Genomic DNA, 25,263 nt, shown 5'->3' with positions numbered 1-25,263 from the left:
AAAGCAGCACACACCCTACTGGGTATGTGCTGCTTTTTATTTTGCGACTTGTTCCAAGTTGCCGTTTTTATCCATCCGGAAAGCAGGTGGTGCAAAGGCATCCTGGTCGTCGAAGATAACCATCTTCCTAGCACGATCCATGATTTGGATGAGCACTTGATAATCAGCTTTCATCGTCTTAAGCTGATTTTTTAAGCTCTCGCATTCTTCTGTAAGCTGTTCGTTTATATGGCGAAGGTTATGGTTCTCAGCTTCTAGCTGATGAATGGTATGTCGGCTCGTTTCACTAGTTTGATAACCTTGCTCCAATGATTGCAAGTAGCCAATTACTTGAGATAGGTTCAGATCTTCAGCTTGCGTGCTGCTATCGGTCTGTGTTTCAGTATGTTCACCAACAATGAATGTCTCTTGTGCGATTTCTGCTTCGAAACGGGCTGTTTCTTCATCCATTGTTATCGGGAAAGCTTGTTGTGTTTCCATCACGGACATCACTGGTACTGGCTGATGAACGGGTGCAGCAGCTGGTTTCTGTGCTCTTTGTTCTGCGCGTTTTTTCTCCTTGCGCTGTCGTTTGGCAATTGCAACGGCTTGTTCGTAACGGTTGCGGATTTCTGCGTTCCAGCGGAAGCCGCAAGCTGCTGAGGTGCGATTCAGTTTGTCGCCGACTTCATCGAAGGCTCTCAGCTGAGTGCTTCCTTCCCGAATATGCCGAAGCACGGTTTCGGCCAGCAATAAGTCGTCTTCATGACTCCACGCATCTTGTCTTACTTTAACCATATGGGCTAACACTCCATTTCTTATCTGTTAATCTACAAACATAGAAAGTAATAAAAACTGTTAGCCCCATTGTTACCGCAGACTCCTACTTGTATACCTGTAACCTCATTTTCTTTTTGTCACGCGTTCATAGACTTGTTTAAGAGCTTGTTCAAACTTGCCAGTGTCTACTGGTTCATAATATCGTCTGTTCTTAAGCAGGTCGGGTAGGTATTGCTGCTCCACCCAAGCACCTGGATAATCATGTGGATATTGATAATTTACGCCGCGGCCTAAATGCTTAGCTCCTTGATAATGGGCGTCCTTCAGATGAGCAGGCACCTCGCCGACTTTGCCTGAGCGGATATCCGATAGTGCAGCATTAATGCCTTTATAAGCACTGTTTGATTTAGGAGATAAACAGAGTTCTACAATGGCGTTAGCCAAAGGAATTCGTGCTTCAGGGAAACCTACGCGCTCAGCTGCTTCTACTGCTGCTAAAGCCCGAGGTCCGGCTTGCGGATTGGCTAGCCCAATGTCTTCGTAGGCACAAACAATCATCCGGCGCCCGATGCTGTCGAGATCGCCTGCTTCGATTAAACGTGCTAAATAATGTAAGGCTGCATTTACATCGCTGCCGCGTATTGATTTCTGGAAAGCACTCAATACATCATAATGTGCGTCGCCGTCTTTATCATGAGAAAAGCTTTTTTTCTGCATACAAGCTTCTGCTACTTCTAAATCAATTTTGACAGTTCCATCTTGTGCTGGGGTAGAGTATGCAGCAAGCTCCAGGCCGTTCAATGCTGCCCGCAAGTCGCCGCCTGATGCACTTGCAAAATGCTCCAATGCTTCTTTCGTAATATCCAGCTGCATTGCGCCCAGTCCTTGGTCAGGGTCATCTACTGCTCGCTGAAGTGCTTCTTTTACATCCGCCGGTTCCAGGCTATTCAATTCGAACAGATGACTTCGGCTCCGGATTGCCGGATTTATAGAATGATAGGGATTGCTTGTTGTGCAACCGATCAAAGTTATCAAATTGCTCTCAACATGGGGAAGAAGGAAATCCTGCTTCGCTTTATCAAGACGATGGACTTCATCTAGTATAAGAACGAGCTGACCGCTCATCTTTGCTTCTTCTACCGCAATCTCCATATCCTTTTTCTTATCCACTACCGCATTCAGTAGTTTGTATCGAATTTGAACACTGGAAGCAAGCGCGATGGCCATCGACGTTTTCCCTGTGCCCGGCGGTCCGTAAAGAATCATTGAACTTAATCGGTCTGCCTCCACCATCCGCCGGATCATTTTACCTTCTCCGACGAGATGTTTTTGGCCGATAATCTGGCTGATGTCCTTCGGCCGCATGCGGTATGCTAATGGTTGTCTGGCCATTTTTATTCCTCCATCCTGTTTCTGCTTGTCTTAGCGTATCCAGCGACCGGAGAAAATGCAAGCCACTTGCTATCCATGGTATAATATTTTCTGGTATAATAATCGTTATTGTTTTGGAAACCGAACATTACTGAGGCAGTTATGAGGAGTTTTATGAGATGAAAATATCGACTAAAGGACGATATGGATTGACTATCATGATCGCATTAGGAAAGCATTATGGAGAAGGACCAGTCTCCTTGAAGACTATTGCGACTGAAAATAAATTGTCCGAGCATTATTTGGAGCAGCTCGCTGCACCGCTTAGAAATGCCAGTCTGGTTAAAAGCATACGGGGCGCTAAGGGAGGCTATATGCTCGCTTCACCGCCATCAGAGATCACTGCTGGCGATATAATCCGTACGCTTGAAGGCCCGATTACACCTGTAGAGGGGATCGAAGAGGAGGAGCCGGCGAAGCAGCAGCTTTGGCTGCGCATCCGTGATGCCGTCAGAGACGTATTGGATACAACAACTTTAGAGGATCTTTGCACTCATGGAGATGATGAGAGCACAGATCCGTATATGTTCTATATTTAATGGAGGCAAGCAGTTATGAAACCAATCTATCTTGATCACGCGGCAACATCTCCGATGCATCCAGACGTCATTCAGGCTATGATTCCAGTGATGGAGGGTACATTCGGCAATCCATCCAGTGTCCATGCATTCGGCAGAGAAGCACGGCATATCGTGGATGTTGCACGTGATAAGGTTGCAGCAAGCATCGGTGCAACGGATAAACAGATCATTTTCACGAGCGGAGGTACAGAAGCGGATAATATGGCTCTTATTGGCGTGGCGAATGCCTGTCGCGAACAAGGTAAGCATATTATTACGACTGCAATCGAGCATCATGCTACACTACATGCAGCCAACTATCTGGAAAGCCAAGGTTTTGAGGTGACGTACCTGCCGGCCGATGAGTCAGGAGCAATTAAGCTTGCTGATCTGCAAACGGCACTTCGACCGGACACGGTGCTTGTATCTGTGATGATGATCAATAATGAAACGGGAGTCATGCAGCCGATCCAAGCTATTGGGGATCTGCTTCAATCTCATCCTGCATATTTCCATACTGATGCTGTCCAAGCTTATGGAACCGAGGAGATTGATGTTAATGCACTTGGAGTCGACCTTTTGAGTGTATCAGCACATAAAATCAACGGTCCAAAAGGAATTGGCGCGTTGTATCTAGCTGAGGGTGTTCGTATAAAACCGATCACTTACGGCGGGGAGCAGGAGCGCAAACGCCGTGCGGGAACAGAAAATGTTGCCAGCATTGCAGGTTTTGGTAAAGCAGCAGAACTTGCAATGCAAAAACGGACAGAACGCAAAGCAGCGTATCAGCTGCTTCAGGATACTTTCATTTCTGAGCTTACAATCGCCGGAATCGATTTTTCCATTAATGGAGAATCTGGTCAGCGTTCGGCTGGAATAGTCAATATCAGTTTTCCGGGCACGAATGTAGAATCGCTGCTGATGAATTTTGATTTATCCGGTGTTACTGTATCCAGCGGCAGTGCCTGTACAGCAGGTTCCGTTGATCCATCACATGTATTAAAAACGATGTATGGTGATGATGAACGTGTCACGAACAGTATCCGTTTCAGTTTCGGATACGGCAACACGGCAGAATCCGTCGCAGAGGCTGCCCAGACAGTCGCTGTTATTATAAAACGTCTAACAAAAGGAAAGGAGTGACAAAGATGAAAGAAAACAAAGATATTCGTGTTGTCGTCGGTATGAGCGGCGGTGTCGATTCTTCCGTTGCTGCCCTGCTGCTCAAAGAGCAAGGGTACGACGTAGTCGGCATCTTCATGAAAAACTGGGATGATACGGATGAAAATGGCTTCTGTACCGCTACAGAAGATTATGAAGATGTAAAAAAAGTTGCTAACCAAATCGGTATTCCATATTACGGGGTGAACTTCGAAAAGCAGTATTGGGATAAAGTATTCACGTACTTCCTTGACGAATATAAAGCTGGCCGCACGCCTAACCCGGACGTAATGTGTAACAAAGAAATCAAATTCAAAGCTTTCATGGACCATGCGATGTCTCTTGGAGCCGATTACTTGGCAACAGGGCATTACGCACAAGTCGTAGAGCGCGACGGCAAAACAGTTATGCTTCGCGGTTTGGATGAAAATAAGGATCAAACATATTTCTTAAACCAGCTGACAGAATCAACTCTATCTAAAGTTATGTTCCCGTTAGGTGGAATGGACAAGAAAGAAGTACGTCGTATCGCGGCTGAAAATAACCTTGCTACTGCAACGAAAAAAGATTCCACTGGTATCTGCTTCATCGGGGAGCGTAATTTCAAGAGCTTCCTAAGCGAGTACCTGCCAGCACAGCCTGGTGTCATGTCTACACTGGACGGCGTTGTGAAAGGTAAACACGACGGTCTTATGTATTACACAATCGGACAGCGTCAAGGTCTTGGTATTGGCGGCGAAGGCGAACCATGGTTTGTTGTCGGGAAAAACCTGAAGGAAAACATCCTTTATGTAGAACAAGGTTTCAATCATGATAGTTTGTACTCCGATGCACTGATCGCTACAGATATGAGCTGGGTTTCTGAAACAGAACTGTCTGAACCGATTACGGTAACAGCTAAATTCCGTTACCGTCAAAAAGACAGTAAAGTAACGGTTACACCAATCGGTGATAACAAAGTACGTGTCGATTTCCATGAACCGCAGCGCGCAATAACACCAGGACAAGCAGTCGTCTTTTATGATGGTGATGTATGTCTTGGCGGCGGTACAATCGATGATATCATTAAGAACGAACAACAGCTTGAATACGTCGGTTAAAACAGAAACCCTTGTCTTATGGCAAGGGTTTCCCTTACATAGAGGAGTGAAACAATGGATCATATTAAATCAGGAATAGAAGCTTTGCAAAAGCAGGATCTCGAGGGTGCTGCCAAGCATTTTAATTTAGCTATTGAAGAAAACCCAAACGATCCAGTTGGATATGTCAATTTCGGTAATCTGCTAATGCGGATGAATGAATTGGAGAAAGCAGAGCGTTTCTTTCAGCGTGCCATTGAGCTAGATGATAAGGCAGCGACAGCATATTACGGTCTTGGTAGTATGTATTACACTGGAGAAATGTATGAAAAAGCGATTCAGCAGCTGATGGAAGCAGTGAGCCTTGGCTTGGATGAAGGAGACGTTCATTATCTGCTTGGTATGTCCTTACAGCAAACTGGACAAGAAAAGCTTGCTCTTCCTTATTTGCAGCGTGCTGCGGAACTTGAAGACCGCGATGCGGCTATCGTTTTTCAATACGGGTTGGCACTAGCAAACGCAGGAGAAGTTGATACAGCTCAAAAGGTGCTGCTTGACCTATTGGAATGGAGTCCAAAGCACAGTGATGCCCATTATAATGTAGGTGTTGCCTATCTGTACCAGCAGCAGTTTGAAAAAGCGCTTGCTTATATGGATAAAGCGCTGGAAGCACAGCCAGATCATGAAATGGCTATGCATGGAAAGGCGCAAATAGAATTAATTATGGAGCAAATCGAGAACGAAGAGTAAGGAGCACAGGCGTATGGAATATGGGGAGACTGCCGAAAGCCCAAAAGGCTTTGTGAAAGGTGAATTATTGCATACGATTTTCCGGAAAGAAGAAGAACAGTTTTCCATTGTCCGGATCAAGGTATTGGAAACCAATGAGACGATTGAAGAAAAGGATATCGTCATCAAAGGATATATCGGAGAACTGGACCAAGGCGAGCCTTATCTGTTTTATGGTTCGATGGTCAATCATAAACGATTCGGTAAACAGTATGAGGTAACAGAATACAAGCGGTATGTACCAGAAACAAAGGATGGGCTTATTCAGTATCTTTCCAGTGATCTATTCTATGGTATCGGAAAACGGATTGCGGAAAGAATTGTAGCGAAGCTCGGTGAGAATGCGATAGCGGATGTTCTATCGAATGCGGATTTGCTGGATGGTATTCAAGGGCTGAACGATGAGAAAAAAGAACGGTTCCTCCACGACCTTCGTACGCATCAGGGCTTTGACCACGTGATGGTCCATTTGTCCAAGTACGGTATCGGGCTGAAGCTCGCACAAAAAATCTATAAGGTGTATCGCGATGAAGCAATCCAAGTACTGGAGAAGGATCCGTATCAATATGTATTTGATATTGAAGGATTCGGTTTCCATCGGGCGGATGAAGCGGCCCGTAAGAATAACTTGGAAATGGACCATAACAGCCGACTGCAGGCTGCTTGCTTGATGGTGCTGCAAGACAGCATGCAAGCAGGGCATGTTTATTTGCCGAATGAAGAAGTGCTGAAACAAGCATCAGTTCTATTGCGCAGTGCACAATTCGGTATCGGAGCAGAACAGATTGAAGAACAGCTTGGTGTGCTGCATGCTCAGAAAAAGGTTGTTAAACAGGAAGATCGGGTTTACCATCCTATGCTTTACTTTGCAGAGACTGGTTTTTGCAGCCATATGCAGCGGTTAACTGAAAAAGAAACCGAGACAGAAATTATCCAGGCAGAGCTTCTGAAGATAATTGGAAAGCTTGAGGAAGCGGAGACGATCAGCTACGGAAAAGAACAATTCGAAGCAATTGAGCAGGCATTGCAATCAAAGGTGATGATCTTGACCGGGGGGCCGGGTACTGGTAAAACGACGGTTATTAAAGGATTCATCAAAGCTTATGCCGAACTGCACGAACTGTCTCTCGATCCGAAGGACTATAAAGATAAAGATGAGAGTTATCCATTCGTCCTGACTGCTCCAACCGGAAGGGCAGCTAAGCGTATGAATGAATCAACGAATATTCCAGCCAGCACAATCCACCGTTTGTTAGGGTGGGACGGTAACGACTCGTTCGAACGGGATGAAGATAATCCGCTAGCTGGAAGGCTGCTAATCGTCGATGAATTTTCTATGGTCGATATTTGGCTCGCAAACCGTTTGTTCAAAGCCATTCCAGATGATATGCAAGTGTTGCTTGTCGGTGATGAAGATCAATTGCCTTCTGTCGGTCCCGGTCAGGTGTTATCCGATTTACTTCGTTCAGAGGCAGTCCCGTGTGTGATGCTGAAAGATGTGTATCGACAGAAAGAAGGATCGAAAATCATCACGATTGCTCATGCTATCAAGAATGGGACACTATCACAGGACGAACTGGAGAAGGACAAAGATTTCAACTTCATTCCTTGCCGGGAGCATCAAGTAGTCGACGTGATTACTCAGATTGTTGGCCGGGCCGTCGAAAAAGGCTGGGATTTGCGCGATGTGCAGCTACTGGCCCCGATGTATCGCTCACAAGCCGGTATTCATGAATTGAATAAGCAGCTCCAGCAGTTGGTTAATCCCAAGGACAAGCAGAAGCGAGAAATGGCTGCAAAAGATGTTATCTTCCGTAAGGGTGACAAAGTCATTCAGCTTGTCAATGATCCAGAGGAAGGCGTCTTCAATGGAGACATCGGCGAAGTAGTCGCTTTGTTTCGGGAAGAAGAAAATATCGAGCAGAAGGAGCAGCTTGTCGTTGCCTTTGAGGAAAAAGAAGTTGTCTATGAAAGCAAGGACTTATCGAATTTGATGCATGCGTATTGTATATCAATCCATAAATCACAGGGCAGTGAATTTCCAATCGTTATTTTGCCTGTTGTGCCAGGTTATCGCAGAATGCTTCGTAAAAATCTGCTTTACACCGGGATTACGAGAGCACAGCGTTCCTTGATCCTTGTCGGAGAAAAACAAGCGTTTCTTCAAGGAATTCAAACGGAAGACACGAACCAGCGCTATACTTCTCTTGTGGAGCATCTTGGTTTCCATGAACAGGGAGATGACATCGATCGGATGCTGCGTGAAGCAGAGGAAGAACAGGAAGATATCTCTCCATACGATTTCATGTAGTATATGAGAGGAAATAATTGGACATTCTAACATGTAAAAAGGATTTGGAGTGATCCAACATGTTGAAATGTCCGAACTGCAACAGCAAGGATATCGGAAAAATAGGGCCTGAACAGTATTATTGCTGGGGCTGCTTTATCGAACTATCTTATAAAGATGAGATGCTCTCCCTGCATCAAGTAGAGGAAGATGGTTCGTTGAGTTCCCTTGATGATTTGTTCACTGATGAAGAACGGAAATGCGACGGCGCATCATTCTAGTATTATGAAAGAGGCATCCCGTCTTTATCGTGTCCTCCTCTGGATGGTGACAATTGTCGTCGCCTTGCTGCTCTGTTTTCTAATAATTAAGCTATATCCATTTTATCGTTCGTTTCTGCTATTTTTAGGCGGACTATTCCTGCCATTCATCATTGCAGGCTTGATTGCTTATTTGCTTCATCCTATCATCGATTTTCTTGCTGCGTGGCGTCTGCCACGCTGGCTGTCGATCTTGATTATATATACGTTGTTTTTCGGTCTTACCGGGTTCCTGCTGTACAAAGGCTTTCCGGTTTTGATTAGTCAGGTGAAGGAATTCAGCCATAATCTGCCGGCGTTGACACAGCGTTATGATCATTATGTACAATTCATGTATGAACGAACAGCGTTCCTGCCGGAAACAGTACATGATCAAATGGATAGCATATTGCATGGCTTGGAACAGCGCGCGGAAGGATTTTTAAAAGATCTCCTGCATATATGGAACAAGCTGCCGCAAGTAGTCATTTTTCTTGTCGTAACGCCGGTTATCGTCTTTTATATTCTGAAAGATACGGATAAAATCGGCAATGCAGGTCTCATGCTGCTGCCTCGTCGTTATCGAGGCAATGTCAAAAGCTTAGTGCTGCGCATTGATAATAATCTAGGCTACTATATTCGCGGCGTGCTGCTTGTCAGCTGCATTGTTAGTCTTCTAACTTGGACTGCGTTCACACTGATCAAGCTACCATATTCCTTGGTATTAGCTTTATTGGTAGGAGCAACGAATATCATTCCATATTTCGGTCCTATCATCGGGGCCGTACCTGCTATTCTCGTCGGAATAACTATCAGCCCGAAAACTGCTCTCCTTGCTGGAATCATGGTTTTTATTATTCAATTGATCGAAGGGAACCTGCTTTCTCCTTTCATCGTCGGAAAAAGCATCCATATCCATCCGCTTCTAATCATTTTCGCCTTGCTTGTAGGAGGGGAACTTGGGGGTATTATTGGTATGATTGCTGCTGTTCCTTGTCTGACGATTATTAAAGCCTGCTTGGATACAGCAAAGGAGGCGGATGTTTGACAAATTCCGCTTTTTTCTCTATACTAACGCTTAGATTTATAGCTAAAAGCGATGAAGGTACAAGTACATGACGTCCTTTTATTAAGAGAGGAGATTCCTTGGCTGGAAGAATCTCCATAAAAGTGTGATGGAAAGCTATACTGGAGCTCTGAGTTAATCCTTATCGGCTGCGCACCGTTATCCGCGCCTAAAGGTGATAGACCATTTTCCGGTCTATAATCAGGGTGGTACCGCGATCATACTCTCGTCCCTGCATATGGCAGGATCGGGAGTTTTTTGTGTGTTTACATAATAAAGGAGGCATTTTTATGGAAAGATTAACGTCTGCTGAAGTAAGACAGAAATTCCTCGATTTCTTCAAGGAGAAAGGACATAGCGTCGAGCCAAGTGCTTCACTTGTGCCAATTGAAGATCCTTCCTTGCTATGGATCAACAGTGGCGTTGCAACGCTAAAAAAATATTTTGACGGACGAGTTGTGCCTGAGAATCCACGTATCGTGAATGCACAAAAAAGCATTCGTACAAATGATATTGAAAATGTAGGCTTTACGGCCCGCCATCATACGTTTTTCGAAATGCTTGGTAACTTCTCTATTGGGGACTATTTCAAAAAAGAAGCAATCCTTTGGGCTTGGGAATTCTTAACAGATAAGAAATGGATCGGCTTTGATCCAAATCGTCTATCTGTAACGGTTCACCCGGAAGATGAAGAAGCGTATCAGATGTGGCGTGATCTAGTTAAATTGCCAGAAGAGCGCATCATTCGTACGGAAGAAAACTTCTGGGATATTGGTGAAGGCCCGAGTGGTCCGAACTCTGAAATTTTCTATGATCGCGGAGAAGAATACGGCAATGATTCATCTGATCCAGAACTTTACCCAGGCGGTGAGAACGAACGCTATCTGGAAATTTGGAACCTAGTATTCAGCGAATTCAACCATAATCCGGATCACACATATACACCGCTTCCGAAACAGAACATTGATACAGGGATGGGTCTGGAGCGTATGGTATGTGTCATTCAAGATACGAAAACGAACTTCGAAACAGATCTTTTCATGCCGATTATCGAGAAGACTGCTACGTTTGCGAAAAAAGCATACGGTGAAACAGCAGCAGATGATACAGCATTCAAAGTTATTGCCGACCATATCCGTACTGTATCCTTCGCTATCAGTGATGGAGCGCTTCCTTCCAATGAAGGGCGAGGCTATGTACTACGTCGTTTGATTCGTCGCGCAGTACGTTATGCGAAGAACATTGGCATCGAGAAGGCATTCATGAAGGAGCTTGTGCCGGTTGTTGGTGAAATTATGGATGCTTTCTACCCGCAAATCCTAGAGAAACGTGACTTCATCGAGACAGTCATTCAGACAGAGGAAGAACGTTTCCATGAAACACTTGCGGATGGTCTGACTATCCTAAACCGAATCGTAGCAGAAGAAAAGGAGAAAGGCAGCAATGTCTTCCCTGGAACAGAAGTATTCCGTCTTTATGATACGTATGGTTTCCCGAAAGAACTGACTGAGGAATATGTCAGTGAAGAAGGCTTCACGATCGATGAAGCTGGTTTTGAGGAAGAAATGAAGCAGCAGCGTGAACGTGCGCGTGATGCACGCCAGAAAGTGAACAGCATGCACGTACAGGATAGCGTTCTGCAGGAAGTGGAAGCAGAAAGCACGTATGTCGGTTATGACCGCACTGAAACAGAAACAGCGATCCTTGCAATCGTAAAAGATAAGCAGCTTGCTGATGTAGCTGTTGAGGGAGACGAGATCTTCTTCATCTTGGAAGAAACGCCATTCTATGCAGAAAGCGGCGGACAAGTAGCAGACGAAGGCTGGGTGACGACGGAGACAGCAACAGTGCTCGTGCAAGCAGTTAAGAAAGCACCAAAAGGTCAAAATCTGCATCAAGCAGTAGTGAAGCAAGGACAGATTCAAGTGAAAGAAATCGTCCATGCAAAAGTTGATACAAGCAGACGTCAGCATGTAGTTAAGAACCATACAGCGACGCATCTATTGCATCAGGCACTGAAGGATGTATTAGGTACTCATGTTAATCAGGCTGGATCTTTAGTTGCTCCAGATCGTCTTCGGTTCGACTTTTCTCATTTCAATGCTGTAACAAAAGAAGAATTGGAAAAGATAGAAGAAATCGTTAACGAAAAAATTTGGGAAGAGCTTGCTGTCAGTACTTCCTATCAAAGCCTAAGTGATGCGAAAGAAATGGGTGCCATGGCACTGTTCGGTGAGAAATACGGCGATGTTGTTCGTGTTGTTCAAATCGGCGACTACAGCTTGGAGCTGTGCGGTGGTGTGCATGTGCGAAACACTTCTCAAATCGGATTATTCAAAATCGTGTCTGAAAGCGGTATTGGTGCCGGCACACGCCGAATCGAGGCAGTCACTTCTAAAGAGGCTTACCGATTCACGTTTGAGCAGCAACAGACTCTGTCTCAAGCAGCAGCTGAACTGAAAACAACTAACGAACAAGTACCTTCCCGAATTGAAGCAGTATTTGCGGATATGAAGGAAGTTCAGCGGGAACGCGATAGCCTGCGCAGCAAACTATCTCAGTTAGAAGCTGGTAATATCCTTGATAAAGTGAAAGAAGTGAAGGGTGTTAAAGTTCTTGCAGAACAAGTTGACGTAGCAGATATGAATCAGCTTCGCGGTATGGTCGATGATTTGAAACAGAAGCTTGAAAGCGGCGTTATCCTTTTGGCAGCAACAGCTGAAGGCAAGGTACAGCTAGCGGCTGGTGTCTCCAAAGACCTGATTGGACGCGGTCTGCATGCTGGTAACCTTATTAAAGAAACTGCGAAACGCTGCGGAGGCGGCGGAGGCGGACGTCCAGATATGGCGCAAGCTGGCGGTAAAAATCCGGAGCAGGTACCGGATGCACTCGCATATGCGGCAGTATATGTCGAAGAACAGCTTTGATTTTCCAAATCCGACAGAAAAGTATATACTGAGAAAAAGACTGGCAATTTAAGCGAGGTGGCTTCACGTGAGTTCGATGGATAAAACGATGAAATTCAACTTTCCGGAAGAACCGATGGACGAAAATGTCCGGGAAGTACTAATGTCCGTATACGAAGCATTGCGGGAAAAAGGATACAATCCAATTAATCAGATTGTCGGCTATTTACTTTCTGGGGACCCAGCTTATATTCCCCGGCATAAAGATGCCAGAAATCTGATCCGCCGTATGGAGCGCGATGAGATTGTGGAACAATTGGTAAAATTTTATTTGGAACAGAACAAATCATGACTGACATACTAAAGACGATTGGATTGGATGTCGGATCCAAAACGATCGGCGTGGCAATCAGTGATGGTCTTGGCTGGACTGCTCAGGGTCTGACTACGATTCATTGGAACGAAGAAGATTATGAAACAGCTAGAAATGAACTAGAGCAGATCATTCAGCAGCATGAAGTCAAGAGAGCTGTCATAGGACTGCCAAAGAATATGAATGGTACAATTGGTCCGAGGGGAGAAGCCTCACAGGTTTTCTCTCAGTGGATCAATGATGAATTTAAGCTCGAGACTGTGCTTTGGGACGAGCGTCTGACAACGATGGCAGCTGAACGAGTGCTGCTTGAAGCGGATCTTAGCCGCAAGAAACGAAAAAAAGTAATCGATAAGATGGCAGCAGTCATGATTCTGCAGGGCTTTCTAGATTCGAAACAATAAGGAGTGTAGCCATATGGCATTGGAAGAAAAAGAACGTATCATTATCCCAGACGAAAACGGAGAAGAACACTTATTTGAGGTTTTGTTCAATTTCGACGTGGATGAAACTGGACACTCATATATTGCGGTCGTACCGGCTGAACAAGCTGATGCGGATGATGAAGTTGAAGTGTTTGCTTTCCGCTATGAAGAAAAAGGCGATGACAAAGATCTTACATTATTCCAGATTGATTCAGAGGAAGAATGGGAAATGGTCGAAGAAATGCTGAATACACTTACTGATGAGGAAGACGGCATCTAATTTTGTAAAAGGCAGTCCTCTCTTTCCGATAAGGCAGAGAGGATTTTTTCTTGTAGCTTTATCCGCATAAATTGTCGGACGGGTGGTGACTCGCTTGACGTTTGTTGTATAATAAGGCGGATAAAGGAGGAAAGATAGCTTGACTGCCTCGAATGAAGATCTTTTTCAACAGAATCGGGACAGAAGAATGGAGGAAGCAAGCGTCGTGCGGAAAATAGTTTTGATGATCATATCCGTAATAATCGTACTTCTATTGATTGGTGCACTCGGAACCTTTATCTACGTGAATGCCAGTATGAAAGCTGTCGATTCAGACAATGATACGACACAAGTTGTCGAAGTTCCTATGGGAGCTACTGCTAGCTCAATTGGTCAATCCCTGGAGGAGCAAGGTCTGATTAAAAATGCTTTCATTTTCAGGCTGTATGTGAAGTTTTCTGGTGAAGCCAACTTCCGCGCGGGGAATTATGAGCTTTCCCCTTCTATGTCCATGCAGCAGGTCGTCGATGAACTTAACGATCCAGAGGCGGGGAACACCCCCTCTGCATCTGCTGCTGTTCCGGAAGGATCTGATATCGAGGAAATAAGCGTAATACTGTCTGGGTCACTTGGAATAGACCAGCAGGCTTTCCTGGATAAAATGAAAGATGAAGCTTATATCAAACAGCTGATAGATGAATATCCGGATATTCTGACTGAGGATATCTTAAATAAAGATATACGTTATCCGCTTGAAGGCTACTTATTTGCGGCCACTTATAACTTTACATCCTCAGATGATATCACTGTAGATAAGGTTGTCCATATGATGCTGGATAAGTCCCAGCAAATTATTTCACCATATTTGGATGGATTCAAACAGAAGAAATTAAGCGTGCATGAAGCACTAACATTCGCTTCACTCGTCGAAAATGAAGCAAGAAATGAAGATGAGCGCAAGAAGATTGCCGGAATCTTTTATAACCGTTTGGCAGATGATATGAGGCTGCAGACGGATCCTACTGTGCTGTACGCATTAGGAGAACATAAATCTCGCGTGTATTACAAGGATCTGGAAGTAGATTCTCCTTACAATACATATCGAAACAATGGGCTTCCTGTCGGCCCGATTAGCAACTTCTCAGAGAATGCGCTCGAAGCCGTCGTTCAGCCGGAAGAATCCGATTATTTGTATTTCCTAGCCGGAGATGATGGGGAAATTTATTATGCGCGGACATTCGATGAACATGAAGAACTGATCGAGAAGCATATGCATTTGGATGAGTAAGCAGGTAAAGTGAGGAAATGATATGTTACAAGCAATAATAGGATATTTGGAGGAGCATGTAGAGTCTTCTCCAGAATGGGCAAAGAAATTGGAAGAGCTTGCTGCAGAGGATCGTGTGCCGATAATGGAGCCGCTTGGTATCCAGTTTTTGATGCAGCTTGTTCGCCTTCATCAGCCAGATAAAATATTGGAGATCGGAACTGCAATTGGCTATTCAGCACTTATGATGCGCCACGCAAAACCTGATGTCAGCATCGTGACCGTCGAACGTGATGACGTCCGCCATGATCAGGCAGTTACACATATCCAAGAGCAAGGTGCACAGGATGATATTTTGATCCTTAAAGGCGATGCATTTGATTTAGAAGAGACAATCAGAGCGCATGCTCCATACGATTTCGTCTTCATTGATGCAGCAAAAGGCCAATATCAGCGATTCTTCGATGCCTACAGCGGGATGCTGAGTGAGCGCGGAGTCATTGTCAGTGACAATGTTCTGTTTAAAGGCTATGTGGCTGATGATAGCGAGGCAACACCACGCAAAGCTAATATCGCAAAGAAAATCCGTAAATACAACGACTGGTTATTCGAGCATGAAGCGTTCCACACAACGATCCTGCCGGTAGGCGATGGAGTAGCCGTCAGTGTGAAGAAGAAATGAACGAGGTATTAGGAAGAGGAGCAGGAGAAATGGCAAAGAAACCTATCATTATCGGTGTTGCAGGAGGATCGGGATCAGGAAAGACATCTGTCACAAGATCCATCTATAAACGGTTTACAGATAAGACAATTCTAGTTATCGAGCAGGACTCGTATTACAAAGATCAATCTCATCTTCCGTTCGAAAAACGTCTCAATACGAACTATGATCATCCATTCGCCTTCGATAATGAACTGTTAATGCAGCATTTACAGGCACTTGGCGAACAGCAGTCGATTGAGAAGCCGATTTATGATTACAAGATCCATACGCGTTCTGATGAAACAATACCAGTCGAACCAAAAGACGTTATTATTCTGGAAGGAATACTGATTCTTGAGGACGAGCGACTGCGCGATATGATGGATATAAAAGTATTCGTCGATACAGATGCAGATCTTCGCATCATCCGCCGTTTGCTGCGTGACATTAAGGAACGCGGACGGACAATTGATTCGGTGATTGAACAATATGTTAATGTAGTACGTCCGATGCATTTGCAATTCATCGAACCAACGAAGCGGTATGCAGATATTATCATTCCAGAAGGCGGAGAAAACCACGTAGCCATCGATTTGATGTCTGCGAAGATTGAAACGATCCTCTCTGGCCGCACTACGTGACTTGTACAGATAAGTATTGAATTTTCGGCGGGAATCTGCCATAGTATGGAATATGCATGAAAACGCTATAGAAGTTAGGCAAAGGGAAAGAATCTTTTAGAGCTCAAGGGGTGGTTGAATTGGCTACAGAAAAACAATATTACATGACGAATGAAGGTTTGGCGAAGCTGGAGGAGGAGTTGGAGTATCTAAAGACAACTCGTCGTCAAGAGGTTGTCGAGCGTATTAAAATCGCACGAGGCTTTGGTGACTTGTCCGAGAACTCCGAATATGATGCGGCGAAGGATGAGCAAGCATTCGTCGAATCCAAAATCGCTACAACTGAAAACATGATCCGCAATGCAGTGATCATTGAAAGTGATACAGATAATCCTGATATGGTAGGCATGGGTAAAACAGTTACCTTCATTGAGCTGCCAGACGGGGAAGAAGAAAGTTATACAATCGTCGGAAGTGCAGAAGCAGATCCGTTTGAAGGCAAAATCTCAAACGATTCTCCAATCGCAAAAAGCCTGATTGGCCATGAAATCGGTGAAGAATTGAGTGTCTCTACACCAGGTGGCGACATCCAGGTCAAAATTACTAAAGTAGAATAGACATAAAACAAAAGCTGCTTCCGAATGCTATGGAAGCAGCTTGTTTTATTGAGCCTGATGAAATGACTGTGCAGAAGATTTCTCAAACGGAAAAAAGGGTATAAGCTTTTGCAGGATAAAACTTTCTTTGTCTAGTGCAAGCAGAAAAGAAAAGACGACTTGTTCTTTCACACTAGTAAAAGATAAACAGCATTCTTCCGGTAAGAAGATAGAGAAGGTCTCGGCTTCCTTGTCGTAGCCGACATACTCGAACGATTCGTGCCCCCAAAGGTTCGTATCCATTCTTGTCACTTTCATCACGTTTATCTTCCTCCCCTTCCACAGGAATCATGATGACTGATCAAAGTAGTCCTACCTGCTTTTCTAATTTATATAGTTAGATATATATGCACAGAATCCTTCCGGTATGTCAAAATTAGAGATGCTTCAACAAAATCATCGAAAGAAAAAAGAGCTTATAATATGACTTTGGCTTAGCTTCAGTTCATAGTATAATAGAGACCAATGAGGAGGGATGAGCATGGCGGATGATAATCAGGATTTTTCCAGATTGAATAATAGAAACAGACGCAGAAAACCTAGGAAGTGGCTAACCGCTGTCCTGGCAATTGCGGGTGTCGCCCTAGTCGTCGTGCTGCTCGTAGCAGTTTTAAATGATAAACCTACAATGGAAAATCAGACAGCTGACGAACAGAACCAAAAATCCATCGCAGAACAACTTCAAGGCAATAATGATTCCAGCAATGGCGAAGATACAGAGCAAGCTGACGAAGAGAAGCAGGATGACGACGAAAAAGAGAAAGAAAAGGAAGACAAAAAAGAAGCCGAACCTTCAGATGATAATGTGAAGGAAGCTTACTCGAAGGACTGGGAGCCGGTAGGTACTGATCAGTCTGGAACACATACGACAACTTTTGAAAAAGGCACGCAGGACTGGAATGAAATGATGCAGGCAGTTGGAGGAGCAGTCGGATTGGATCCAGCCTCAATGACAGCTTGGTGGGTAGAGAACAATGGCAATGGCGGCAATGATGTTATTGCAACGGTCTCTGCACCTGATGCAGATGAAACATTCCGAGTGTTTGCAAGCTGGGTGGATGGATCCGGCTGGCAGGCAACAAAAGTGGAAGTACTGAAAGAAAACGATAGGAAGAGCTAAAGGAGTAGACGGAATGACAATCGGCATCATTGGAGCAATGGATGAAGAAGTAGCATTATTGAAAGAAACAATGGCAAACAAAAAGGAAGTAGTCGTAGCTGGTTACGAGATCACAGAAGGCACACTATCTGATAAACAAGTTGTCCTGCTTAAATCAGGAATCGGTAAAGTGAATGCTGCACTCGCTACAGCTATGCTGATTGAACGATATGCACCGCAAGCGATTATTAATACCGGTTCAGCTGGCGGTTTTGCTGCGAATCTGGAAGTAGGGGATATCGTCATCTCTGATGCTGTTGTTCACCATGATGTGGACGTTACAGCTTTTGACTATGCTTATGGTCAAGTACCGCAGATGCCACCAGCCTTCCAGGCAGATCAGGAGCTAGTACAACTAGCTAAGAGTGTTATCGATCAGTTCCCAGATACAAACGCAGAAATTGGTCTTATTGCGACGGGCGATAGTTTTATGTCTGATCCAGAACGCGTTGCATTTGTCCGGGACAAGTTCCCAGCAATGCTTGCAGCGGAGATGGAAGCTGCAGCAGTAGCTCAGGTTGCGTATCACTACGGAACATCTTTCGTGATTGTACGGGCTTTGTCTGACATAGCAGGTAAGGAATCTTCGGTATCATTTGATGCTTTCCTTGACCAAGCTGCTCGCAATGCAGCTACACTTATTATGAAAATGGTTGAACACCACTAATACTTATGACAGCAATTACCAGGTAATTGCTGTCATTTTTTATGTTACAATGTTGCTAGATTAGAAGAGGAGGCGACAAGATGAATAAAAGACAGCAGCAGTTGATTGACAAGATTGCAGATTACCGTCGTTTTGCATTGGCGCTTCTGATTCTTGGCAGTTATTTATACATTGGATCAATAATAAATGTTTATTTAACACCTTCAGATAAAGCAGATATTCTATTTGCCATGACTGGCGGATGCGTTTTTACAAGCGTACTTATTTGGTTCGCAATAGAACGATGGAAAAAACAATTAGAAAGCTAAAACTCCGGTATAAAACCGGAGTTTTTTTAATCCCATATATTCTCCCAAGCATAAGCTCCACCTACAAATAGCAGGACGAGGAAGGCAGCAATAAGCACGCCGGTGCTGGTTCGCTGCTGATAGTGACTTGATGAATGGCTGTTTGCATACATATTGGTAACCTCCTTCTTTAAAGCGAATTATTTGATAGTCAATGTTATGCTCTTACGTACGATGCTGACGATAATATTCATGGAAGATTTTCATCAACGCGCGCTTTTCAATACGTGAAACATAACTGCGGGAAATATTTAATTTTTTCGCAATTTCACGCTGTGTCATATCTTCTTCATTATTAAGTCCATAACGGCTGATGATTACTTCCTTTTCACGTCCGTCCAAGATGTCGATGTATTCCTTTATTTTTTCCACTTCCATATTCAACTGGATATATTCAATGATATCTTCATTCTCTGCTTGAAGAATGTCAATGAGACTGATTTCGTTTCCTTCCTTATCTTGACCAATAGGATCATGAAGGGAAATATCTTTTTTGGTTTTCTTTAGAGCTCTCAGATGCATTAGTATTTCATTTTCGATACACCTAGCTGCGTATGTAGCGAGTTTTGTGCCTTTATCACTCGAGTAGCTTTCGATTCCTTTAATTAGCCCGATTGTACCGATGGAAATAAGATCCTCCGCATCTTCGCCAGTATTTTCGAATTTCTTTACGATGTGAGCAACCAGACGCAAGTTATGTTCGATTAACTTATTACGGCTCGTTTCGTCCCCCTGCTGCATTCTTTCAATATGCAATGCTTCTTCCTCGGGAGGGAGAGGCTGAGGGAATGCATGATTCTTTACATAGGAAACGAAAAACATTGCTTCCTTTACTAGAAGTCCGATAGCACCAATAATACTCATTTCATTGCACCTCCTGTACACTCTCAAAGATTGCCTATACACTCACTTTATGTGAAGGAGTCTCTGAACGTGTCTGTCCAGGTGAAAAAGAAAAAGTGAATGCCTGATGGCATTCACTTTGATTTTTGTTGTTGTTTTTGTCTTCGTTTTTCTTTATCTATTGCTTCTTGGTATTGGTCCTTCAATGTTCCATATGGCTTTGCTCCACGAAGATGTGCTGCTCTGGATATAAGATGACTGGCAACAGGGGCAGTGAGCATGATGAACAGAACACCAAGTATCAGTTTCCCGCTTATGATTCCATATTCGGTGTAATGGAAGATACATGCTCCGATGAGTATGCTCGCAACACCTAACGTAGATCCTTTACTTGCTGCGTGAAGTCTTGTATAAATATCTGGGAAACGCAAAACACCGACTGAAGCGGTAAACATACTAAAAGTACCGCCAAGCAAAAATATGATAACTAAAATATCAAGGATGATATCAATCGTCTTCTGTATCAATCAAATCACCCTTTTCTAAGTAAATTGCAATCGCAACTGTTCCAATGAACAAAAGGATACCTATCAGCAAAACAATATCGTTGAAGTTAGGGGTGATCAGGATGATGGCGAGCAATGCAGCAAATGCCATAATATTTATTCCGATAGCATCTAGTGCAACGGCTCTGTCAGCATTGGACGGACCTTTCATCACTCGTATGATCAGTAAGAGGATGGAGACACTCAGCGCAATCAGACAGATAATGGATATCATCTGAATGATTTCTGCAAAGTTATCCTGCAGTGCACTCATCTCGTCACCTCCATAATATGTTTTTCAAAGCTATCCTTGATGGAGTGAACAGCGTCTTTCATATCAATAATATCCATAGCATGGATATACATTTCCTTTTTATCAGGAGAGATTGCCAGGGTGACTGTCCCTGGGGTCAGCGTGATCAAGATGGCCAATAGTGTTATTTCCCAATCTGTTTCTAACTCTGTTTCCATTGTAAAAATGCCGGGATTAATATCCAGTCGTTTGGCATAGACAAGCTTTGTAATTTCAAGGTTGGAAAGGATAAGCTCTTTAATGAAAATTACAAGCAAGGACAGAATCTTATACACCCTTCTCAAATAAAATGGCCCCTTCAGGAAGCGGCGCAGCAGGAATAACAGAACGATACCTACAATATATCCTGTTACAAATCCGGAAATGCTGTAGGACTCACCTAGGAACATCCACATAAAAGCTACGAGCAGATTAATACATATTTGAAAAGCCATTTAACGTCCCCCCTTCAATACAAGATCGATATATGCCTGCGGATTAAGAAGATAGTCGGCTATCTGCTGGACAGTTGGCAAGATTGCTTCGGCACCAACTCCGAGGAATACAGTAAATAGCATTAGGAATCCAGCTGGTAAAAGACGACGTGCATTATGTCGTTTTTGTTGTTTAATTGCTTCGCCTTCTCCCCAGAAGATACGAATAAATGCTCTCACGATAGAAAGTAGTATGAGTAAGCTTGTGAGCAGCATTATGATAACGGTAACTGCTTCGCCTTTTTCGAAAGCTCCTCGCACCAGAAGCAGTTTACCGATGAACCCGCTAAATGGAGGAACACCTGCAAGTACAAGACCGGCAACGAAGAACATCCAGCCTAGTACTGGGTGAGATCGTATCATACCACCCATTTTATTGATGTCCGACGTACCTGCTGCAGTAGCAATTGTCCCAGCCAGCAGGAAGAGCGCTGCTTTTACGATCATATCCTGGAGCAGATAATAGATGCTTCCGCTCAGACCGTCATGATTGAAAATCCCAATTCCAACGAGCATAAAACCGATGGCAGGAATGATATTATAAGCGACAATCAATTTTATATTACGTGATGCCAATGCGCCTATGACGCCGAGTAGCATGGTCAGATTACCAACCCAGATAAACAGCTGATCAATAATTTCAGGCTGCTGTTGGAAAATGAGCGTAAATGTACGGAGTAGGGAATATACACCCACCTTAGTCAATAGTGCTCCGAATAAAGCTGACACAACTGGATTTGGAACGATGTAGGAGTGTGGCATCCAGTAATACAGCGGAAATGCAGCACCTTTGGTCGCAAAGACAAAGAATAGCAGTATGGCGACCGTCGTGATAATGCCTGGCTGATCAGATGCTGCTGCTCGTTCAGCCAGCTGTGCCATATTAACTGTACCCAGCACAGCATATATGTAGGAGACAGCGGTAACGAATAACATGGAAGAAAACAAGTTAATCAATACGTACTTAATCGACTCGCGCAGCTGTACTTTCTTTCCTCCATGCGTGATTAAAGCATAAGATGCCATCAGCAGGACTTCAAAGAATACGAACAGGTTAAACAAATCTCCTGTCACAAAAGCACCTGATACACCAGTTACAAGCAAAAATACGAATGTATAAAAATAGAAGCTTTCTTGTTCCTCCGATACTGACGATGGTGCGTACCAAACGACAGCAAGGAGAATGATGGAAGTAGTTAAAACAAGTAAAGTACTCAAAGGATCCAGTACAAGGACGATACCGTATGGTGCAATCCAATCTCCTGCCTCCAGCACAATGCTGCCATCAATGAGGACCTTATAAAGAAGAAATCCCATAGTGATCAAATGGACTAGAGCAAAAAGCGCTGCTAAACGTCTTGTTAGCAGAACCCGGTTATGGGTGAATGCCAGTATTATACCGGCTAAGAATGGAATCAATATTGGTAAAATAGCAAAATTAGTCATGATCATTACCTCTTAATTCTTCCATATTATCTGTGCCGTTTGTTTTTACTGCCCGATAAGCCAAAACAAGAAGCAGACTGGTGACACCAAAACTGATAACGATGGATGTCAGAATTAGTGCCTGCGGCAGCGGATCAGTATAATTCTCTGTTCCATCAACAAGAACGGGAGCGGCACCACGTTTCAATTTTCCCATCGTCAGAATGAATAGGTGAGCCGCGTGTGACAGAAGGGCAGTGCCGATAATGATTCTGAGGAGCCGCTTCTGCAAAATGTTGTATACTGCGAATCCGAAGAGGATACCGGCAAGTACAATCATGATAATTTCCATCAGCGATCCCCTCCTTTTTGGCGCAGTTTGATAAGGGAATAGATTCCCAAAGCGGCAATAGCAAGTACAGTGATTTCAAATAAGGTATCCAGTCCCCGGAAATCGACGAGGATCACGTTTACGATATTGTCGCCGCCTCCAAGCTTATAGGAATACTTGACAAAATATTCTGAGATGCTAGGGAAGAGACGCTGACTGTAAGCAGCCAAGCCGACCAGCATCATCATAAGACCGCAAAGAGAGGCAATGATGAAATTGGTGATTTTCTTTGATCTTTTCTCTTTTCTTTCTTGCTCCATTTCCGGCAAATGGCGGAAGCACAGTAGGAATAGGACAACAGTGATCGTTTCGATACTAAGCTGCGTCAGTGCAAGGTCCGGCGCACGGAATAGGACAAACAAGATGGACAGACCGTATCCTACTACACCTAAAATGATGACTGCAGTCAGCTTTTTCTGTGATACAGTGCTTCCGAAGGCTGCGGCAATCATAATAAATGCTACCGCTAGCTCTGGCAGGCTTTGAGGAAACGAGACGGGTGAAGTATCAATATTCCGCAGATCGAAGGAGTTCGTTCCGAACAAAATCACTAAGGTTACAATCGAGATAACGCTTATAATGATTGCATTATATTGTCGGATAGAACCGTTTACGATACGGTCATTTACTACCTTGGTCTGTTTTTCACTAGCTGACAGAAGAGATGCATAGACGATATTTCCAGACAACTTTCCTGGCAGGACTTTGTATAGCACGGTCCAATATTTGCGAGTGATATACAATACGATACCTAAAGCAACTACAATTAGAGACATGATAAAAGCAGGAACGAGGCCATGCCAGAAATGGATGCTATGTTCTTTCATTGTCTCACCATAGACCGCATTTGCTGCTGGCTGCAATAAATGACGGCTGAACCAGTTCGGGAAAATACTTATCAATAGAACTCCTGAGACGAGCAATACAGGAGATGCCAGCATCCCGAACTTCGGATCATGGGCTTTTTCAGCTGTATCTTTCTCTGCCTTCCCTGTAAATGTACGGAAGTAAAAGTACATGCTGTACACAAAGGTGAAGATACTGCCAGCCACAGCCACATAAGGTACGATATTTGCTAGTACAGCAGCAAAATCGGTTGAAAATGCACGGTCGGCTGTCAAATCCCAAGAACTTGAGAAGAACTCTTCTTTACTATAAAACCCGTTCAGAATCGGCAGCGGCACACCAGCCATAGAGAAAGATGCCAGTATGCTGATTATTCCAGTCACAGGCATAAGCCTCCAAAGTCCTCCAAGCTTTCGGATATCCCGAGTTCCTGTCTCATGGTCGATAATCCCCACAGCCATGAACAAGCTACCTTTGAATGTTGCGTGATTAAGAATATGGAACATAGCAGCAAAGATAGCCGCCTCCGTCCCATAACCGATCATCGCCATGATCATGCCGAGCTGACTGATCGTGGAGTAGGCTAGAATCCCTTTGAGATCTGTCTGCCTGACAGCCATATAAGACCCCCAGAACAAAGTGACGAGACCGATTATAGATACGGCAATGAAAAATGCTTCGCTTTCTTTAAGCACTGGAGTAAAGCGGAGCAAAAGGAATAGACCGGCTTTAACCATTGTAGCGGAGTGCAAGTATGCACTGACCGGTGTCGGAGCTTCCATAGCGTCGGGCAGCCAGATGTGGAATGGAAACTGAGCTGATTTTGTACAAGCCGCTAGAAGCAAAAGCACGACAATCAGTGGGAACCAATCACTTGTTAGTATAAGGTCACCTTGTGTTAGTATTTCACGAATACTAGTAGTGCCGGTTACAAGGTGGAGAAGTACCAGTCCGCCGAGTAAGGCAAAACCACCAATGAAAGTGATTAACATTGATTTAAGGGCACCATCTGTGGAAGCCTTTCTAGTGAACCAGAAACTGATTAAAAGGAAAGAAGATACAGAAGTGAGCTCCCAGAAGGTGTAAAGGGCATAAATATTATCAGAAGTGACAATACCTAGCATAGCTCCCATGAACAACAGCAGATAAACATAGAAGGAGCCTAACCGTTCCTCGCGGTTAAGATAAAAGATAGAATAAAATGCTACAAGAGCACCGATACCGCTAATAAGTAAGGCGAAGAAAAGTGCCAGTCCATCAGTATAGAATGTAAAATCCAATCCAAGTGACGGTATCCAGTTGTATCGATATAGTATGTTGGTTTCCCCGCTAATCAGCAGAACGAGAAAGTATAGGAAGAGGGAGAGCGATGTAACAAACACCGCATATCCGGTATGTATCCTGTATTTGAATTTTGCGATGAATGGGATGCACATAGCAATTAAAAATGGCATCAGAATGGCAACGATCATATTATGGCAGTCCTCCTTTAAGATTATAGCTCTCAATAGTTACTTCTAATTTATAAAGTTTCTAAAAAATCCTATACCCAATTGTAAAGTAATTTAACCATACACTGCAACATACATTAACTCCTTCAAGAAAGAAAAA

29 protein-coding genes and 1 other annotated feature are annotated in these 25,263 nt (G+C 43.9%); of the genes, 18 read left to right on the top strand and 11 right to left on the bottom strand.

Annotated features, from left to right (window positions below; all coding sequences use genetic code 11):
- Positions 1-36 precede the first annotated feature (36 nt).
- Together GZ22_RS09370 and GZ22_RS09365 are read right to left on the bottom strand one after the other, a co-directional pair.
- Complete coding sequence (locus GZ22_RS09370; protein ID WP_038561578.1) at positions 37-777, bottom strand: RsfA family transcriptional regulator; 741 nt, start codon at positions 775-777, stop codon at positions 37-39.
- Positions 778-882: 105 nt separating this feature from the next.
- Positions 883-2,151 carry a replication-associated recombination protein A gene (locus GZ22_RS09365; RefSeq protein WP_038561575.1) on the bottom strand — a complete coding sequence of 423 codons (1,269 nt, stop codon included), beginning with the start codon at positions 2,149-2,151 and terminating at the stop codon, positions 883-885.
- A gap of 158 nt (positions 2,152-2,309) precedes the next feature.
- Between GZ22_RS09365 and cymR the strand changes: the two genes are divergently transcribed.
- From cymR to greA, 15 genes are all read left to right on the top strand, one after another.
- Complete coding sequence (gene cymR, locus GZ22_RS09360; protein WP_038561572.1) at positions 2,310-2,729, top strand: cysteine metabolism transcriptional regulator CymR; 420 nt, start codon at positions 2,310-2,312, stop codon at positions 2,727-2,729.
- A gap of 15 nt (positions 2,730-2,744) precedes the next feature.
- Positions 2,745-3,893: a cysteine desulfurase family protein gene (locus GZ22_RS09355; RefSeq protein ID WP_038561569.1), complete on the top strand. Its 1,149-nt coding sequence runs from the start codon at positions 2,745-2,747 to the stop codon at positions 3,891-3,893.
- Positions 3,894-3,898: 5 nt separating this feature from the next.
- Positions 3,899-5,011, top strand: a complete 1,113-nt coding sequence (gene mnmA, locus GZ22_RS09350) for a tRNA 2-thiouridine(34) synthase MnmA (protein ID WP_038561566.1) — start codon at positions 3,899-3,901, stop codon at positions 5,009-5,011.
- A gap of 54 nt (positions 5,012-5,065) precedes the next feature.
- Positions 5,066-5,740, top strand: coding sequence for a tetratricopeptide repeat protein (locus GZ22_RS09345; protein ID WP_038561563.1), 675 nt, complete (start codon positions 5,066-5,068; stop codon positions 5,738-5,740).
- Positions 5,741-5,753: 13 nt separating this feature from the next.
- Positions 5,754-8,090 carry an SF1B family DNA helicase RecD2 gene (gene recD2 / locus GZ22_RS09340; RefSeq protein ID WP_038561560.1) on the top strand — a complete coding sequence of 779 codons (2,337 nt, stop codon included), beginning with the start codon at positions 5,754-5,756 and terminating at the stop codon, positions 8,088-8,090.
- Between the two features lie 59 nt (positions 8,091-8,149).
- Positions 8,150-8,350, top strand: coding sequence for a hypothetical protein (locus GZ22_RS09335; RefSeq protein WP_038561557.1), 201 nt, complete (start codon positions 8,150-8,152; stop codon positions 8,348-8,350).
- Positions 8,316-9,416: an AI-2E family transporter gene (locus GZ22_RS09330; protein ID WP_164072065.1), complete on the top strand. Its 1,101-nt coding sequence runs from the start codon at positions 8,316-8,318 to the stop codon at positions 9,414-9,416. The genes GZ22_RS09335 and GZ22_RS09330 overlap by 35 nt, the downstream gene beginning before the upstream one ends.
- Before the next feature lie 42 nt (positions 9,417-9,458).
- Positions 9,459-9,671: a binding site (T-box leader), on the top strand.
- A gap of 53 nt (positions 9,672-9,724) precedes the next feature.
- The gene (gene alaS / locus GZ22_RS09325) at positions 9,725-12,361 is read left to right on the top strand and encodes an alanine--tRNA ligase (protein ID WP_038561554.1); all 2,637 of its coding nucleotides are present in this window, start codon (positions 9,725-9,727) and stop codon (positions 12,359-12,361) included.
- A gap of 67 nt (positions 12,362-12,428) precedes the next feature.
- Positions 12,429-12,692 carry an IreB family regulatory phosphoprotein gene (locus GZ22_RS09320; RefSeq protein WP_038561551.1) on the top strand — a complete coding sequence of 88 codons (264 nt, stop codon included), beginning with the start codon at positions 12,429-12,431 and terminating at the stop codon, positions 12,690-12,692.
- Complete coding sequence (gene ruvX, locus GZ22_RS09315) at positions 12,689-13,117, top strand: Holliday junction resolvase RuvX (RefSeq protein WP_038561548.1); 429 nt, start codon at positions 12,689-12,691, stop codon at positions 13,115-13,117. The genes GZ22_RS09320 and ruvX overlap by 4 nt, the downstream gene beginning before the upstream one ends.
- 13 nt (positions 13,118-13,130) lie before the next feature.
- Positions 13,131-13,418: a DUF1292 domain-containing protein gene (locus GZ22_RS09310; RefSeq protein WP_038561545.1), complete on the top strand. Its 288-nt coding sequence runs from the start codon at positions 13,131-13,133 to the stop codon at positions 13,416-13,418.
- Between the two features lie 139 nt (positions 13,419-13,557).
- On the top strand, positions 13,558-14,685 hold the full coding sequence (gene mltG, locus GZ22_RS09305) for an endolytic transglycosylase MltG (RefSeq protein WP_038561542.1): 1,128 nt from the start codon (positions 13,558-13,560) through the stop codon (positions 14,683-14,685).
- A 22-nt stretch (positions 14,686-14,707) separates the two neighbouring features.
- The gene (locus tag GZ22_RS09300) at positions 14,708-15,346 is read left to right on the top strand and encodes an O-methyltransferase (RefSeq protein ID WP_038561539.1); all 639 of its coding nucleotides are present in this window, start codon (positions 14,708-14,710) and stop codon (positions 15,344-15,346) included.
- A 29-nt stretch (positions 15,347-15,375) separates the two neighbouring features.
- Entirely contained in the window at positions 15,376-16,008 is a 633-nt protein-coding gene (gene udk / locus GZ22_RS09295; protein WP_038561536.1) for a uridine kinase, read from the top strand.
- Between the two features lie 119 nt (positions 16,009-16,127).
- The gene (gene greA, locus GZ22_RS09290) at positions 16,128-16,604 is read left to right on the top strand and encodes a transcription elongation factor GreA (RefSeq protein ID WP_038561533.1); all 477 of its coding nucleotides are present in this window, start codon (positions 16,128-16,130) and stop codon (positions 16,602-16,604) included.
- 45 nt (positions 16,605-16,649) lie between these two features.
- On the opposite strand, the gene GZ22_RS09285 is transcribed toward greA, so the two are convergent.
- Positions 16,650-16,904, bottom strand: a complete 255-nt coding sequence (locus GZ22_RS09285) for a hypothetical protein (RefSeq protein ID WP_123921897.1) — start codon at positions 16,902-16,904, stop codon at positions 16,650-16,652.
- Between the two features lie 220 nt (positions 16,905-17,124).
- On the opposite strand from GZ22_RS09285, the gene GZ22_RS09280 reads away from it, so the two are divergent.
- From GZ22_RS09280 to GZ22_RS09270, 3 genes are all read left to right on the top strand, one after another.
- On the top strand, positions 17,125-17,763 hold the full coding sequence (locus GZ22_RS09280) for a YrrS family protein (protein WP_038561531.1): 639 nt from the start codon (positions 17,125-17,127) through the stop codon (positions 17,761-17,763).
- Between the two features lie 13 nt (positions 17,764-17,776).
- On the top strand, positions 17,777-18,469 hold the full coding sequence (mtnN, locus tag GZ22_RS09275) for a 5'-methylthioadenosine/S-adenosylhomocysteine nucleosidase (protein WP_038561528.1): 693 nt from the start codon (positions 17,777-17,779) through the stop codon (positions 18,467-18,469).
- Positions 18,470-18,549: 80 nt separating this feature from the next.
- On the top strand, positions 18,550-18,777 hold the full coding sequence (locus GZ22_RS09270) for a YrhC family protein (RefSeq protein WP_038561525.1): 228 nt from the start codon (positions 18,550-18,552) through the stop codon (positions 18,775-18,777).
- A gap of 26 nt (positions 18,778-18,803) precedes the next feature.
- On the opposite strand, the gene GZ22_RS18990 is transcribed toward GZ22_RS09270, so the two are convergent.
- The 8 genes from GZ22_RS18990 to mbhE form a co-directional block, all read right to left on the bottom strand.
- Positions 18,804-18,929 carry a hypothetical protein gene (locus GZ22_RS18990; protein ID WP_281176640.1) on the bottom strand — a complete coding sequence of 42 codons (126 nt, stop codon included), beginning with the start codon at positions 18,927-18,929 and terminating at the stop codon, positions 18,804-18,806.
- Positions 18,930-18,981: 52 nt separating this feature from the next.
- The gene (sigK, locus tag GZ22_RS09265) at positions 18,982-19,680 is read right to left on the bottom strand and encodes an RNA polymerase sporulation sigma factor SigK (RefSeq protein WP_038561522.1); all 699 of its coding nucleotides are present in this window, start codon (positions 19,678-19,680) and stop codon (positions 18,982-18,984) included.
- A gap of 113 nt (positions 19,681-19,793) precedes the next feature.
- Positions 19,794-20,186 carry a monovalent cation/H(+) antiporter subunit G gene (gene mnhG, locus GZ22_RS09260; protein WP_051748159.1) on the bottom strand — a complete coding sequence of 131 codons (393 nt, stop codon included), beginning with the start codon at positions 20,184-20,186 and terminating at the stop codon, positions 19,794-19,796.
- Entirely contained in the window at positions 20,167-20,478 is a 312-nt protein-coding gene (locus GZ22_RS09255) for a monovalent cation/H+ antiporter complex subunit F (RefSeq protein WP_038561519.1), read from the bottom strand. The genes mnhG and GZ22_RS09255 overlap by 20 nt, the downstream gene beginning before the upstream one ends.
- Positions 20,475-20,951 carry a Na+/H+ antiporter subunit E gene (locus tag GZ22_RS09250; protein ID WP_038561517.1) on the bottom strand — a complete coding sequence of 159 codons (477 nt, stop codon included), beginning with the start codon at positions 20,949-20,951 and terminating at the stop codon, positions 20,475-20,477. Before GZ22_RS09250 ends, GZ22_RS09255 begins: the two co-directional genes overlap by 4 nt.
- Complete coding sequence (locus GZ22_RS09245) at positions 20,952-22,436, bottom strand: Na+/H+ antiporter subunit D (protein WP_051748157.1); 1,485 nt, start codon at positions 22,434-22,436, stop codon at positions 20,952-20,954.
- Positions 22,429-22,767 (bottom strand): Na(+)/H(+) antiporter subunit C, encoded by a 339-nt coding sequence (locus GZ22_RS09240; protein WP_038561514.1) that lies wholly within the window; start codon positions 22,765-22,767, stop codon positions 22,429-22,431. The genes GZ22_RS09245 and GZ22_RS09240 overlap by 8 nt, the downstream gene beginning before the upstream one ends.
- Positions 22,767-25,124 (bottom strand): hydrogen gas-evolving membrane-bound hydrogenase subunit E, encoded by a 2,358-nt coding sequence (gene mbhE / locus GZ22_RS09235; protein ID WP_038561510.1) that lies wholly within the window; start codon positions 25,122-25,124, stop codon positions 22,767-22,769. The genes GZ22_RS09240 and mbhE overlap by 1 nt, the downstream gene beginning before the upstream one ends.
- Between the last annotated feature and the right edge of the window lie 139 nt (positions 25,125-25,263).

The organism is Terribacillus saccharophilus (assembly GCF_000725365.1).
Taxonomy (GTDB): Bacteria; Bacillota; Bacilli; order Bacillales; family Amphibacillaceae; genus Terribacillus; species Terribacillus saccharophilus.
Note: the sequence above shows the minus strand (reverse complement) of the source record. Positions and strands in the feature narration are given on the sequence as shown.

What these genes read in the sequence shown, in the direction of transcription:
- GZ22_RS09310 (WP_038561545.1), top strand. Translation starts at nt 13,131, where the DNA reads ATGGCATTGGAAGAAAAAGAACGTATCATTATCCCAGACGAAAACGGA.
- alaS (WP_038561554.1), top strand. Translation starts at nt 9,725, where the DNA reads ATGGAAAGATTAACGTCTGCTGAAGTAAGACAGAAATTCCTCGATTTC.
- GZ22_RS09330 (WP_164072065.1), top strand. Translation starts at nt 8,316, where the DNA reads ATGAAGAACGGAAATGCGACGGCGCATCATTCTAGTATTATGAAAGAG.
- GZ22_RS09370 (WP_038561578.1), bottom strand. Translation starts at nt 777, where the DNA reads ATGGTTAAAGTAAGACAAGATGCGTGGAGTCATGAAGACGACTTATTG.
- mtnN (WP_038561528.1), top strand. Translation starts at nt 17,777, where the DNA reads ATGACAATCGGCATCATTGGAGCAATGGATGAAGAAGTAGCATTATTG.
- GZ22_RS09255 (WP_038561519.1), bottom strand. Translation starts at nt 20,478, where the DNA reads ATGAGTGCACTGCAGGATAACTTTGCAGAAATCATTCAGATGATATCC.
- GZ22_RS09270 (WP_038561525.1), top strand. Translation starts at nt 18,550, where the DNA reads ATGAATAAAAGACAGCAGCAGTTGATTGACAAGATTGCAGATTACCGT.
- GZ22_RS09365 (WP_038561575.1), bottom strand. Translation starts at nt 2,151, where the DNA reads ATGGCCAGACAACCATTAGCATACCGCATGCGGCCGAAGGACATCAGC.
- GZ22_RS09280 (WP_038561531.1), top strand. Translation starts at nt 17,125, where the DNA reads ATGGCGGATGATAATCAGGATTTTTCCAGATTGAATAATAGAAACAGA.
- udk (WP_038561536.1), top strand. Translation starts at nt 15,376, where the DNA reads ATGGCAAAGAAACCTATCATTATCGGTGTTGCAGGAGGATCGGGATCA.
- GZ22_RS18990 (WP_281176640.1), bottom strand. Translation starts at nt 18,929, where the DNA reads ATGTATGCAAACAGCCATTCATCAAGTCACTATCAGCAGCGAACCAGC.
- GZ22_RS09250 (WP_038561517.1), bottom strand. Translation starts at nt 20,951, where the DNA reads ATGGCTTTTCAAATATGTATTAATCTGCTCGTAGCTTTTATGTGGATG.
- mbhE (WP_038561510.1), bottom strand. Translation starts at nt 25,124, where the DNA reads ATGATCGTTGCCATTCTGATGCCATTTTTAATTGCTATGTGCATCCCA.
- ruvX (WP_038561548.1), top strand. Translation starts at nt 12,689, where the DNA reads ATGACTGACATACTAAAGACGATTGGATTGGATGTCGGATCCAAAACG.
- cymR (WP_038561572.1), top strand. Translation starts at nt 2,310, where the DNA reads ATGAAAATATCGACTAAAGGACGATATGGATTGACTATCATGATCGCA.
- GZ22_RS09335 (WP_038561557.1), top strand. Translation starts at nt 8,150, where the DNA reads ATGTTGAAATGTCCGAACTGCAACAGCAAGGATATCGGAAAAATAGGG.
- GZ22_RS09355 (WP_038561569.1), top strand. Translation starts at nt 2,745, where the DNA reads ATGAAACCAATCTATCTTGATCACGCGGCAACATCTCCGATGCATCCA.
- GZ22_RS09240 (WP_038561514.1), bottom strand. Translation starts at nt 22,767, where the DNA reads ATGGAAATTATCATGATTGTACTTGCCGGTATCCTCTTCGGATTCGCA.
- GZ22_RS09245 (WP_051748157.1), bottom strand. Translation starts at nt 22,436, where the DNA reads ATGACTAATTTTGCTATTTTACCAATATTGATTCCATTCTTAGCCGGT.
- recD2 (WP_038561560.1), top strand. Translation starts at nt 5,754, where the DNA reads ATGGAATATGGGGAGACTGCCGAAAGCCCAAAAGGCTTTGTGAAAGGT.
- mnmA (WP_038561566.1), top strand. Translation starts at nt 3,899, where the DNA reads ATGAAAGAAAACAAAGATATTCGTGTTGTCGTCGGTATGAGCGGCGGT.
- GZ22_RS09300 (WP_038561539.1), top strand. Translation starts at nt 14,708, where the DNA reads ATGTTACAAGCAATAATAGGATATTTGGAGGAGCATGTAGAGTCTTCT.
- sigK (WP_038561522.1), bottom strand. Translation starts at nt 19,680, where the DNA reads ATGAGTATTATTGGTGCTATCGGACTTCTAGTAAAGGAAGCAATGTTT.
- GZ22_RS09345 (WP_038561563.1), top strand. Translation starts at nt 5,066, where the DNA reads ATGGATCATATTAAATCAGGAATAGAAGCTTTGCAAAAGCAGGATCTC.